We start from the raw sequence: 9,916 nt of genomic DNA on the forward strand, positions 1-9,916 counted from the left end.
TTAACCCTCGACGCGCAGCAGGTAGTAAGCCTTGTTGATCATCCCACGGTTTTCCGGGGTGTCTTGGACTTCTACGGTGTGACCAATGCGGCGCAGACCCAGACCCTTCACGCAGAGCTTGTGGTTGGGCAGGCGGCCGGCGGTGCTTTTAATCAGAGTAACCTTGACGGTAGCCATGATCAGAGAATCTCCTCAACACTCTTGCCACGCTTGGCGGCGATCGAATCAGGAGACTGCATGGCTTTCAGGCCGTTGAAAGTGGCATGAACCACGTTCACCGGATTGGTGGAGCCATAGCACTTGGCCAGAACGTTCTGCACGCCGGCGACTTCCAGAACGGCACGCATTGCGCCGCCGGCGATGATGCCGGTACCTTCGGAAGCAGGCTGCATGTACACCTTGGAGGCGCCGTGGGCAGCCTTGGTGGCGTATTGCAGAGTAGTGCCTTTGAGGTCTACCTGAATCATGTTGCGGCGTGCAGCTTCCATCGCTTTCTGGATGGCAGCAGGCACTTCGCGGGACTTGCCACGGCCGAAGCCGACACGGCCCTTGCCATCACCTACCACAGTCAGCGCGGTGAAGGTGAAGATACGGCCGCCTTTGACGGTCTTGGCTACGCGGTTAACCTGAACCAGCTTCTCGATGTAGCCTTCGTCGCGTTTTTGCTCGTTGTTCGACATAACTTAGAACTCCAGCCCGCCTTCACGAGCACCATCAGCCAGTGCTTTGACACGGCCATGGTACTTGAAGCCGGAACGGTCGAAAGCGACTTGAGAAATACCGGCGGCCTTCGCACGCTCGGCAACCAGCTTGCCAACCTTGGTGGCGGCATCGACGTTGCCGGTGGCACCGTCACGCAGCTCTTTGTCCAAAGTCGAAGCGCTGGCCAGGACTTTGCTGCCGTCGGCCGAGATGACCTGGGCATAGATGTGCTGCGAAGAGCGGTACACGCACAGACGCACGGTTTCGAGCTCGTGCATTTTCAGGCGTGCTTTGCGAGCGCGACGCAGACGAGTAACTTTTTTGTCGGTCATTTGCTAGGCCCTACTTCTTCTTGGCTTCTTTACGGCGGACGACTTCATCCGCGTAACGGACACCCTTGCCTTTGTACGGCTCTGGACGACGGAAGTCGCGGATTTCCGCGGCGACCTGGCCCACGAGCTGCTTGTCGACACCTTTGATGACGATGTCGGTCTGGCTTGGGGTTTCAGCTGAAACACCTTGTGGCAGTTCATATTCCACAGGGTGAGAGAAGCCCAGCGACAGCGACAGAACCTGACCTTTGGCCTGGGCTTTGTAACCCACACCGACCAGTTGCAGCTTACGCTCGAAGCCTTGGCTTACGCCCATAACCATGTTGTTCACCAGAGCACGGGTAGTACCGGCCATGGCGCGGGTTTGTTGGTCGCCATTACGGCCAGCGAAACGCAGTTCGCCGCCTTCCTGGGTCACTTCAACCGAGTTATGAACATTCAGTTCCAGAGTGCCCTTGGCACCCTTGATCGACAACTGCTGACCGGCGAACTTGATTTCAACGCCAGCTGGCACCTTGACGGGGTTTTTAGCAACGCGAGACATGCTTGGCTCCCCTTAGAACACGGTGCAGAGCACTTCGCCGCCGACACCGGCAGCGCGCGCAGCGCGATCCGTCATCACACCTTTGTTGGTGGAGACGATGGAAACGCCGAGGCCGCCGCGTACTTTCGGCAGATCTTCGACAGCTTTGTACTGACGCAGGCCAGGGCGACTAACGCGCTTGACCTCTTCGATGACCGGACGGCCTTCGAAGTATTTCAGCTCGAGGGACAGCGAAGGCTTCGCGTCGCCAGTGACCTGATAACCCGCGATGTAGCCTTCGTCTTTGAGAACTTTGGCAACAGCAACCTTCAGCTTGGAAGAAGGCATGCTTACAACGGACTTTTCAGCCATCTGGGCATTACGGATGCGAGTTAGCATGTCCGCTAACGGGTCCTGCATACTCATGGGCTAGATGCTCCTGATACGAAAAAAACGAGCCTTGCGGCTGTATAGAACGCCCTGACGGCCACGGCAAGAAAGCCCGGGCTCGGGCGAGCCGATCATTCTAGAGATACCCTAGAAACGAATCAAGCCCCAAAAGGGGCTTGATCGTATATCGCAAAGGCTGGCGGACGAGTGGCCCGCCAACCAACGACTTACCAGCTGGCCTTGACCAGACCTGGTACGTCACCACGCATTGCGGCTTCGCGCAGCTTGTTACGCGACAGGCCAAACTTACGGTATACACCGTGAGGACGACCGGTCAGGCGGCAGCGGTTACGCATGCGCGAGGCGCTGGCGTCACGCGGCTGCTTTTGCAGTGCGATGGTAGCATTCCAACGCTCTTCCGGAGTGGCTTCCAGATTGACGATGGTTGCTTTCAGCGCAGCGCGCTTTGCAGCGAACTTGGCGACCGTCTTCTGGCGCTTCAGCTCGCGGTTTTTCATGCTCTTCTTAGCCATTATCCGACTCCAATCAGTTGCGGAACGGGAACTTGAATGCACGCAGCAGAGCGCGGCCTTCTTCGTCCGTACGGGCAGTGGTGGTCAGGGTAATGTCCAGACCGCGAAGAGCATCGATTTTGTCGTAATCGATTTCCGGGAAAATGATCTGCTCTTTGACGCCCATGCTGTAGTTGCCACGGCCATCGAAGGACTTGGCATTCAGGCCGCGGAAGTCGCGAACCCGAGGCAGGGAGATCGACAGCAGACGATCCAGGAACTCATACATACGCTCGCGACGCAGAGTCACCTTGACGCCGATCGGCCAGCCTTCACGAACCTTGAAGCCTGCAATCGAGTTGCGGGCGTAGGTCACGATCGGCTTTTGACCGGTAATCTTTTCCAAGTCAGCAACAGCGTGCTCGATGACTTTCTTGTCACCGATCGCTTCGCCCAGGCCCATGTTCAGGGTGATCTTGGTAACGCGCGGAACTTCCATCACGTTGGCCAGCTTAAGTTCGTCCTTAAGCTTGGGCGCGATTTCCTTCCGGTAAATCTCTTTCAGTCGTGCCATGGTCATTTACCTAGCAGTGTTCAAGCATCAACCGCTTTTTGGGTCGACTTGAAGACACGAATTTTCTTGCCGTCTTCGACTTTGAAACCAACACGGTCAGCCTTGTTGGTTTCGCCATTGAAAATGGCAACGTTGGAAGCGTGCAGCGGCGCCTCTTTCTCGACGATACCGCCTTGAATGCCAGCCATCGGATTCGGCTTGGTATGACGCTTGACCAGGTTGACACCACCGATGACCAGACGGTCGTCAGCGAGCACCTTCAGCACCTTACCGCGCTTGCCCTTGTCTTTGCCGGCGATCACGATGATCTCGTCGTCACGACGAATCTTTTGCATGTCGGATCTCCTTACAGCACTTCAGGGGCGAGCGAGACGATCTTCATGAACTTCTCAGAGCGAAGTTCACGGGTCACTGGCCCGAAGATACGGGTGCCGATGGGCTCTTGCTTGTTGTTGAGCAGAACCGCGGCGTTACCGTCGAAGCGGATGATCGAGCCATCAGGACGGCGAACGCCGTGACGGGTACGAACCACGACCGCAGTCATGACTTGGCCTTTCTTGACCTTGCCACGAGGAATCGCTTCCTTAACGGTTACCTTGATGATGTCACCGATACCGGCGTAACGACGGTGCGAGCCGCCCAGTACCTTGATGCACATGACGCGACGAGCGCCGCTGTTATCGGCCACATCGAGCATCGATTGAGTCTGAATCATAAAATATCTCCGACCCCTAGCCCTTAGACTTCAACAGCGCGCTCAACGACTTCAACCAGAGCCCAGCACTTGGTCTTGGCCATCGGGCGAACTTCGCGGATGGTGACCTTGTCGCCGATGTGGCACTGATTGCTTTCGTCGTGGGCGTGCAGCTTGGTCGAACGCTTGACGTATTTACCGTAGATCGGGTGCTTAACGCGACGCTCGATCAGAACGGTGATGGTTTTGTCCATTTTGTCGCTGACGACACGGCCAGTCAGCGTACGGACGGTTTTTTCGGCTTCAGCCATGATCACTTACCTGCCTGCTGGTTGAGCACAGTTTTCACGCGAGCGATGTCACGCTTCACTTGCGAGAGCAGGTGAGACTGCCCCAACTGACCAGTCGCCTTCTGCATACGCAGATTGAACTGGTCGCGCAGCAAGCCGAGCAGTTGCTCGTTCAGTTGCTGTGCTGATTTTTCACGAAGTTCGTTCGCTTTCATCACATCACCGTCCGCTTAACAAAGGAGGTTGCCAGTGGCAGCTTGGCTGCGGCCAGGGCAAATGCCTCGCGAGCGAGCTGCTCGGAAACACCCTCGATTTCATACAGGACTTTGCCTGGCTGAATCTGGGCAACCCAATATTCGACGCTACCCTTACCTTTACCCATCCGCACTTCGAGAGGCTTCTTGGTGACCGGCTTGTCCGGGAACACGCGAATCCAGATCTTGCCGCCACGTTTTACGTGACGGGTCAGCGCACGACGCGCGGACTCGATCTGACGAGCGGTGAGACGACCACGAGCAACAGCTTTCAGTGCGAATTCACCGAAGCTGACTTTGCTACCGCGCTGAGCCAGACCACGGTTGTGGCCAGTCATCTGCTTGCGGAATTTTGTACGCTTTGGTTGCAACATTTGGCGTACCCCTTACTTGGCAGCTTTTTTACGAGGCGCTGGCGCTTGAGGCTTCAGCTCTTCTTGGCGACCACCAATTACTTCGCCTTTGAAGATCCAAACCTTCACACCGATCACACCGTAAGTGGTGTGGGCTTCGTAGGTTGCATAGTCGATGTCGGCACGCAGGGTGTGCAGAGGCACACGACCTTCGCGATACCATTCAGTACGTGCGATTTCAGCACCGCCGAGACGACCGCTGACCTGGATCTTGATGCCTTTGGCACCAATGCGCATGGCGTTCTGAACGGCGCGCTTCATAGCGCGACGGAACATCACACGACGCTCCAGCTGCTGGGCTACGCTCTGGGCAACCAGCATACCGTCGAGCTCCGGCTTGCGGATCTCTTCGATGTTGATGTGCACAGGCACACCCATTTGCTTGGTCAGGTCCTGACGCAGTTTTTCAACATCCTCACCCTTCTTGCCGATCACGATGCCGGGACGAGCGGTGTGGATGGTGATGCGTGCGGTTTGAGCCGGGCGATGAATATCGATACGGCTAACGGACGCGCTTTTTAGTTTGTCTTGGAGGTACTCACGCGTCTTCAGATCTGCAAGCAGATAATCGGCGTAAGTCTTACCGCCTGCATACCAGACGGAGGTGTGCTCCTTGACGATTCCCAGGCGGATGCCAACGGGATGTACTTTCTGACCCATCTGATCGACTCCGTTACTTGTCCGCAACCTTGACAGTGATATGGCAAGACCGCTTGACGATGCGATCAGCGCGGCCTTTGGCACGCGGCATGATGCGCTTCAGCGAACGCCCTTCGTTGACGAAAACAGTCGAGACTTTGAGATCGTCGACGTCTGCGCCTTCGTTGTGCTCGGCGTTGGCAACGGCCGATTCAAGGACTTTCTTCATGATTTCAGCGGCTTTTTTGCTGCTGAAGGCCAACAGGTTGAGCGCTTCGCCCACCTTCTTCCCGCGGATCTGGTCGGCGACCAAGCGGGCTTTCTGGGCGGAGATTCGAGCGCCCGACAGCTTAGCGGCTACTTCCATTTCCTTACCCCTTAGCGCTTGGCTTTCTTGTCAGCTGCGTGCCCGCGGTAGGTGCGGGTAGCGGCGAACTCGCCCAGTTTATGGCCAACCATGTCTTCGCTCACCAGCACAGGAACGTGCTGACGACCGTTGTGAACAGCGATGGTCAAGCCAACCATTTGCGGCAGGATCATCGAACGACGCGACCAGGTTTTCACCGGTTTGCGATCATTCTTTTCCGCCGCCACTTCGATCTTCTTCAACAGGTGAAGATCGATAAAAGGACCTTTTTTCAGAGAACGTGGCACTGTCGTATCCCTCTATTTACTTGCGACGACGGACGATCATTTTGTCGGTACGCTTGTTCGCACGAGTCTTCGCACCCTTGGTTGGGAAGCCCCATGGCGATACCGGATGACGACCACCGGACGTACGACCTTCACCACCACCATGCGGGTGGTCAACCGGGTTCATGGCAACACCACGAACGGTTGGGCGAACGCCACGCCAGCGTTTGGCACCAGCTTTACCCAGCGAACGCAGGCTATGCTCGGAGTTCGAGACTTCGCCCAGGGTCGCACGGCATTCAGCCAGCACTTTACGCATCTCGCCAGAGCGGAGACGCAGGGTCACGTATACACCTTCACGAGCGACGAGCTGTGCCGAAGCACCAGCCGAGCGTGCGATCTGAGCGCCTTTACCAGGCTTCAGCTCGATGGCGTGAACGGTGGAACCGACTGGAATGTTACGCAGCTGCAGGGTGTTGCCTGGCTTGATTGGAGCCAGAGCGCCCGAGATAACTTGGTCGCCAGCGCTGACACCTTTCGGGGCCAGGATGTAACGACGCTCGCCATCAGCGAACAGAACCAGTGCGATGAAAGCAGTACGGTTCGGATCGTATTCGATACGCTCGACAGTGCCGGCGATGCCGTCTTTGTCGTTGCGACGGAAGTCGACCAGACGATAGTGCTGCTTGTGGCCACCACCTACGTGACGCGTAGTGATGCGACCATTGTTGTTACGACCACCAGACTTCGATTTCTTTTCGAGCAGGGCAGCGTGAGGAGCGCCTTTATGGAGCTCCTTGTTGACGACCTTGACCACGAAACGGCGGCCAGCGGAAGTCGGTTTGCATTTAACGATTGCCATGATGCACCCCTTCCTTACTCAGCACTGCTGCTGAAATCGAGATCTTGGCCTGGCTGAAGGGCAACGATTGCCTTCTTCCAGTCATTGCGCTTGCCCAGACCGCGAGCAGTACGCTTGGTCTTACCCAGAACATTCAGGGTAGTGACGCTGGCGACTTTCACGTCGAACAGGCTTTCAACGGCCTTCTTGATTTCCAGCTTGGTAGCATCGGTCGCGACCTTGAAGACGAACTGGCTTTTCTTTTCAGCCAGAACGGTGGCCTTCTCGGAGACGTGCGGGCCAAGCAGAACTTTGAATACGCGTTCCTGGTTCATCCCAGCAGCTCCTCGAATTTCTTCACGGCGGACACGGTGATCAGCACCTTGTCGTAGGCGATCAGGCTGACCGGATCGGAACCCTGGACGTCACGAACATCGACGTGCGGCAGGTTACGAGCGGCCAGGTACAGGTTCTGGTCAACGGCTTCAGAGACGATCAGCACGTCGGTCAGACCCAGACCATTCAACTTGCCCAGCAGATCCTTGGTTTTCGGCGCTTCAACAGCGAAGTCCTGAACCACGACCAGACGATCGGTACGCACCAGCTCAGCGAGGATGGAGCGCAGTGCAGCGCGATACATCTTCTTGTTGAGTTTTTGCGAGTGATCTTGAGGGCGAGCAGCGAAAGTGGTACCACCGCCACGCCACAGCGGGCTACGGATAGTACCGGCACGAGCGCGACCAGTGCCCTTCTGGCGCCATGGGCGCTTACCGCCACCGGCGACATCCGAACGGCTCTTCTGGGCTTTGCTGCCTTGACGGCCGCCAGCCATGTAGGCAACAACGGCCTGGTGAACCAGGGTCTCGTTGAATTCGCCACCAAAAGTCAGCTCGGAAACTTCGATCGCTTGCGCGTCATTTACATTCAGTTGCATGTCAGTTTCCCCTTAACCGCGAGCCTTAACAGCTGGACGCACAATCACGTCACCGCCAGTTGCACCAGGAACGGCGCCCTTGACCAGCAGCAGATTGCGCTCAGCGTCGACGCGGACAATTTCCAGGGACTGAACGGTCACGCGCTCGGCGCCCATGTGACCGGACATTTTTTTGCCCTTGAATACACGACCAGGAGTCTGGCACTGGCCGATGGAGCCCGGGACGCGGTGGGAAACGGAGTTACCGTGGGTGTTGTCCTGACCGCGGAAGTTCCAGCGCTTGATGGTACCGGCGAAGCCTTTACCTTTGGACTGGCCGGTAACATCTACCATCTGGCCAGCAGCGAACAGGTCTGCCTTGATCAGGTCGCCGGCCTGGTACTCACCCTCTTCGAGGCGGAATTCCAGGACGCTGCGGCCCGCAGCAACGTTTGCTTTAGCGAAATGACCCGCTTGAGCAGCGGTCACGCGCGAAGCGCGACGCTCGCCGACAGTCACTTGAACTGCACGGTAGCCATCGGATTCTTCGGTTTTGAACTGGGTGACGCGATTCGGCTCGACCTCGATGACCGTAACCGGAATAGAGACACCATCTTCGGTGAAAATGCGGGTCATGCCGCACTTACGACCGACTACACCAATAGTCATGTTGTAAACCTCATGAGTGTACGGGGCTTTCACCCGCTATGGCCGCCCATTTCAGAGCGTTACACGACCAAGCAGTCGCTTAGCCGAGGCTGATCTGTACTTCCACGCCTGCAGCGAGGTCCAGTTTCATCAGCGCATCGACGGTTTTGTCGGTAGGCTGAACGATGTCCAGAACACGCTTGTGGGTGCGAATTTCGTACTGATCACGCGCGTCTTTGTTGACGTGCGGAGAGACCAGAACGGTAAAACGCTCCTTACGAGTAGGCAGTGGGATCGGACCACGCACTTGTGCACCAGTACGTTTCGCGGTTTCCACGATTTCCTGGGTGGATTGGTCGATCAGGCGATGGTCAAATGCCTTCAACCTGATGCGGATTTGCTGATTTTGCATTGGATTTCAGACTCCAGGCTCATTCCCAACGGGCGCAATATGCCCGTTAAAAGGAGGCGTGATTCTATAGATGCCCAATTACAGTGTCAACCGCATAAAAAAAGCCCCCGCTAAGCGGGGGCTTCTTCTACCAGCGAGCCGAAGTTATTCGACGACGCTAGCTACAACACCGGCACCAACGGTACGGCCGCCTTCGCGGATAGCGAAGCGCAGGCCTTGGTCCATGGCGATCGGCTTGATCAGAGTGACAGTCATCTGAATGTTGTCACCTGGCATCACCATCTCAACGCCTTCCGGCAGTTGGCAGTCGCCAGTCACGTCAGTAGTACGGAAGTAGAACTGAGGACGGTAGCCTTTGAAGAACGGAGTGTGACGGCCGCCTTCTTCCTTCGACAGAACGTAGACTTCGCCGACGAACTTGGTGTGAGGCTTGATCGAACCCGGCTTGGCCAGAACCTGACCACGCTCAACGTCGTCACGCTTGGTACCACGCAGCAGAACACCGCAGTTCTCGCCAGCACGGCCTTCGTCCAGCAGCTTGCGGAACATTTCAACGCCGGTGCAAGTGGTCTTGGTGGTCGGACGCAGACCCACGATTTCCACTTCTTCCTGGATCTTGACGATGCCGCGCTCAACACGACCGGTGACCACGGTACCGCGGCCCGAAATCGAGAACACGTCTTCGATTGGCAGCAGGAACGGCTTGTCGATGGCGCGCTCTGGCTCCGGAATGTAGCTGTCGAGAGTCTCGACCAGCTTCTTCACGGCAGTGGTGCCCATCTCGTTGTCGTCCTGGCCGTTCAGAGCCATCAGAGCCGAACCGATGATGATCGGAGTGTCGTCACCTGGGAAGTCGTAGGTGCTAAGCAAGTCGCGAACTTCCATTTCGACCAGTTCCAGCAGCTCTGCGTCATCAACCATGTCGGCCTTGTTCAGGAACACGACGATGTAAGGAACGCCTACCTGACGGGACAGCAGGATGTGCTCACGAGTCTGAGGCATCGGACCATCAGCGGCCGAGCAGACCAGGATAGCGCCGTCCATCTGGGCAGCACCGGTGATCATGTTCTTGACGTAGTCGGCGTGGCCCGGGCAGTCAACGTGCGCGTAGTGACGGACGTTGGAGTCGTACTCTACGTGAGCGGT

21 protein-coding genes are annotated in these 9,916 nt (G+C 56.9%); all 21 read right to left on the minus strand.

All coding sequences use genetic code 11. The features are described 5' to 3' along the window. Nucleotides 1-177: a 50S ribosomal protein L30 gene (gene rpmD / locus F474_RS19125; RefSeq protein ID WP_097086946.1), complete on the minus strand. Its 177-nt coding sequence runs from the start codon at nt 175-177 to the stop codon at nt 1-3. A 2-nt stretch (nt 178-179) separates the two neighbouring features. Next, the gene (gene rpsE, locus F474_RS19130) at nt 180-680 is read right to left on the minus strand and encodes a 30S ribosomal protein S5 (RefSeq protein WP_097086944.1); all 501 of its coding nucleotides are present in this window, start codon (nt 678-680) and stop codon (nt 180-182) included. 3 nt (nt 681-683) lie between these two features. Continuing rightward, nucleotides 684-1,034 (minus strand): 50S ribosomal protein L18, encoded by a 351-nt coding sequence (gene rplR / locus F474_RS19135; protein ID WP_097086942.1) that lies wholly within the window; start codon nt 1,032-1,034, stop codon nt 684-686. Between the two features lie 10 nt (nt 1,035-1,044). After that, the gene (rplF, locus tag F474_RS19140) at nt 1,045-1,578 is read right to left on the minus strand and encodes a 50S ribosomal protein L6 (RefSeq protein WP_097086940.1); all 534 of its coding nucleotides are present in this window, start codon (nt 1,576-1,578) and stop codon (nt 1,045-1,047) included. 12 nt (nt 1,579-1,590) lie between these two features. Continuing rightward, a complete protein-coding gene (rpsH, locus tag F474_RS19145) occupies nt 1,591-1,983 on the minus strand; it encodes a 30S ribosomal protein S8 (RefSeq protein WP_097086939.1) in 393 nt (130 codons plus the stop codon). Between the two features lie 191 nt (nt 1,984-2,174). Next, complete coding sequence (gene rpsN / locus F474_RS19150; RefSeq protein ID WP_097086937.1) at nt 2,175-2,480, minus strand: 30S ribosomal protein S14; 306 nt, start codon at nt 2,478-2,480, stop codon at nt 2,175-2,177. A gap of 13 nt (nt 2,481-2,493) precedes the next feature. Continuing rightward, nucleotides 2,494-3,033: a 50S ribosomal protein L5 gene (rplE, locus tag F474_RS19155; RefSeq protein ID WP_097087657.1), complete on the minus strand. Its 540-nt coding sequence runs from the start codon at nt 3,031-3,033 to the stop codon at nt 2,494-2,496. 20 nt (nt 3,034-3,053) lie between these two features. Continuing rightward, nucleotides 3,054-3,368 carry a 50S ribosomal protein L24 gene (gene rplX / locus F474_RS19160; protein ID WP_097086935.1) on the minus strand — a complete coding sequence of 105 codons (315 nt, stop codon included), beginning with the start codon at nt 3,366-3,368 and terminating at the stop codon, nt 3,054-3,056. An 11-nt stretch (nt 3,369-3,379) separates the two neighbouring features. Next, nucleotides 3,380-3,748 carry a 50S ribosomal protein L14 gene (gene rplN / locus F474_RS19165; RefSeq protein WP_003289207.1) on the minus strand — a complete coding sequence of 123 codons (369 nt, stop codon included), beginning with the start codon at nt 3,746-3,748 and terminating at the stop codon, nt 3,380-3,382. Between the two features lie 23 nt (nt 3,749-3,771). Beyond that, nucleotides 3,772-4,038 carry a 30S ribosomal protein S17 gene (gene rpsQ, locus F474_RS19170; RefSeq protein WP_097086933.1) on the minus strand — a complete coding sequence of 89 codons (267 nt, stop codon included), beginning with the start codon at nt 4,036-4,038 and terminating at the stop codon, nt 3,772-3,774. Between the two features lie 2 nt (nt 4,039-4,040). Then, the gene (rpmC, locus tag F474_RS19175) at nt 4,041-4,232 is read right to left on the minus strand and encodes a 50S ribosomal protein L29 (protein ID WP_002555481.1); all 192 of its coding nucleotides are present in this window, start codon (nt 4,230-4,232) and stop codon (nt 4,041-4,043) included. Continuing rightward, a complete protein-coding gene (gene rplP / locus F474_RS19180; RefSeq protein ID WP_097086931.1) occupies nt 4,232-4,645 on the minus strand; it encodes a 50S ribosomal protein L16 in 414 nt (137 codons plus the stop codon). Before rplP ends, rpmC begins: the two co-directional genes overlap by 1 nt. A gap of 12 nt (nt 4,646-4,657) precedes the next feature. Continuing rightward, nucleotides 4,658-5,344, minus strand: coding sequence for a 30S ribosomal protein S3 (gene rpsC, locus F474_RS19185; protein WP_097086930.1), 687 nt, complete (start codon nt 5,342-5,344; stop codon nt 4,658-4,660). Between the two features lie 13 nt (nt 5,345-5,357). Then, entirely contained in the window at nt 5,358-5,690 is a 333-nt protein-coding gene (gene rplV / locus F474_RS19190; RefSeq protein ID WP_003103908.1) for a 50S ribosomal protein L22, read from the minus strand. Between the two features lie 11 nt (nt 5,691-5,701). After that, nucleotides 5,702-5,977, minus strand: coding sequence for a 30S ribosomal protein S19 (gene rpsS, locus F474_RS19195; protein ID WP_097086928.1), 276 nt, complete (start codon nt 5,975-5,977; stop codon nt 5,702-5,704). Nucleotides 5,978-5,993: 16 nt separating this feature from the next. Further along, nucleotides 5,994-6,818, minus strand: coding sequence for a 50S ribosomal protein L2 (gene rplB / locus F474_RS19200; RefSeq protein ID WP_097086925.1), 825 nt, complete (start codon nt 6,816-6,818; stop codon nt 5,994-5,996). Between the two features lie 14 nt (nt 6,819-6,832). After that, entirely contained in the window at nt 6,833-7,132 is a 300-nt protein-coding gene (gene rplW / locus F474_RS19205) for a 50S ribosomal protein L23 (protein ID WP_097086923.1), read from the minus strand. Further along, complete coding sequence (rplD, locus tag F474_RS19210; protein WP_097086921.1) at nt 7,129-7,731, minus strand: 50S ribosomal protein L4; 603 nt, start codon at nt 7,729-7,731, stop codon at nt 7,129-7,131. The genes rplW and rplD overlap by 4 nt, the downstream gene beginning before the upstream one ends. A gap of 12 nt (nt 7,732-7,743) precedes the next feature. Continuing rightward, nucleotides 7,744-8,379 carry a 50S ribosomal protein L3 gene (gene rplC / locus F474_RS19215; protein WP_097086919.1) on the minus strand — a complete coding sequence of 212 codons (636 nt, stop codon included), beginning with the start codon at nt 8,377-8,379 and terminating at the stop codon, nt 7,744-7,746. Nucleotides 8,380-8,458: 79 nt separating this feature from the next. Then, nucleotides 8,459-8,770: a 30S ribosomal protein S10 gene (rpsJ, locus tag F474_RS19220; RefSeq protein ID WP_003186070.1), complete on the minus strand. Its 312-nt coding sequence runs from the start codon at nt 8,768-8,770 to the stop codon at nt 8,459-8,461. A 144-nt stretch (nt 8,771-8,914) separates the two neighbouring features. Then, on the minus strand, nt 8,915-9,916 hold a 1,002-nt coding region (tuf, locus tag F474_RS19225), incomplete at its 5' end, for an elongation factor Tu (protein ID WP_116562274.1).

Origin of the sequence: Pseudomonas sp. URIL14HWK12:I12 (genome assembly GCF_003097135.1) — a bacterium.
GTDB lineage: Bacteria > Pseudomonadota > Gammaproteobacteria > Pseudomonadales > Pseudomonadaceae > Aquipseudomonas.

What these genes read in the sequence shown, in the direction of transcription:
- rpmD (WP_097086946.1), bottom strand. Translation starts at nt 177, where the DNA reads ATGGCTACCGTCAAGGTTACTCTGATTAAAAGCACCGCCGGCCGCCTG.
- rpsE (WP_097086944.1), bottom strand. Translation starts at nt 680, where the DNA reads ATGTCGAACAACGAGCAAAAACGCGACGAAGGCTACATCGAGAAGCTG.
- rplR (WP_097086942.1), bottom strand. Translation starts at nt 1,034, where the DNA reads ATGACCGACAAAAAAGTTACTCGTCTGCGTCGCGCTCGCAAAGCACGC.
- rplF (WP_097086940.1), bottom strand. Translation starts at nt 1,578, where the DNA reads ATGTCTCGCGTTGCTAAAAACCCCGTCAAGGTGCCAGCTGGCGTTGAA.
- rpsH (WP_097086939.1), bottom strand. Translation starts at nt 1,983, where the DNA reads ATGAGTATGCAGGACCCGTTAGCGGACATGCTAACTCGCATCCGTAAT.
- rpsN (WP_097086937.1), bottom strand. Translation starts at nt 2,480, where the DNA reads ATGGCTAAGAAGAGCATGAAAAACCGCGAGCTGAAGCGCCAGAAGACG.
- rplE (WP_097087657.1), bottom strand. Translation starts at nt 3,033, where the DNA reads ATGGCACGACTGAAAGAGATTTACCGGAAGGAAATCGCGCCCAAGCTT.
- rplX (WP_097086935.1), bottom strand. Translation starts at nt 3,368, where the DNA reads ATGCAAAAGATTCGTCGTGACGACGAGATCATCGTGATCGCCGGCAAA.
- rplN (WP_003289207.1), bottom strand. Translation starts at nt 3,748, where the DNA reads ATGATTCAGACTCAATCGATGCTCGATGTGGCCGATAACAGCGGCGCT.
- rpsQ (WP_097086933.1), bottom strand. Translation starts at nt 4,038, where the DNA reads ATGGCTGAAGCCGAAAAAACCGTCCGTACGCTGACTGGCCGTGTCGTC.
- rpmC (WP_002555481.1), bottom strand. Translation starts at nt 4,232, where the DNA reads ATGAAAGCGAACGAACTTCGTGAAAAATCAGCACAGCAACTGAACGAG.
- rplP (WP_097086931.1), bottom strand. Translation starts at nt 4,645, where the DNA reads ATGTTGCAACCAAAGCGTACAAAATTCCGCAAGCAGATGACTGGCCAC.
- rpsC (WP_097086930.1), bottom strand. Translation starts at nt 5,344, where the DNA reads ATGGGTCAGAAAGTACATCCCGTTGGCATCCGCCTGGGAATCGTCAAG.
- rplV (WP_003103908.1), bottom strand. Translation starts at nt 5,690, where the DNA reads ATGGAAGTAGCCGCTAAGCTGTCGGGCGCTCGAATCTCCGCCCAGAAA.
- rplB (WP_097086925.1), bottom strand. Translation starts at nt 6,818, where the DNA reads ATGGCAATCGTTAAATGCAAACCGACTTCCGCTGGCCGCCGTTTCGTG.
- rplW (WP_097086923.1), bottom strand. Translation starts at nt 7,132, where the DNA reads ATGAACCAGGAACGCGTATTCAAAGTTCTGCTTGGCCCGCACGTCTCC.
- rplD (WP_097086921.1), bottom strand. Translation starts at nt 7,731, where the DNA reads ATGCAACTGAATGTAAATGACGCGCAAGCGATCGAAGTTTCCGAGCTG.
- rplC (WP_097086919.1), bottom strand. Translation starts at nt 8,379, where the DNA reads ATGACTATTGGTGTAGTCGGTCGTAAGTGCGGCATGACCCGCATTTTC.
- rpsJ (WP_003186070.1), bottom strand. Translation starts at nt 8,770, where the DNA reads ATGCAAAATCAGCAAATCCGCATCAGGTTGAAGGCATTTGACCATCGC.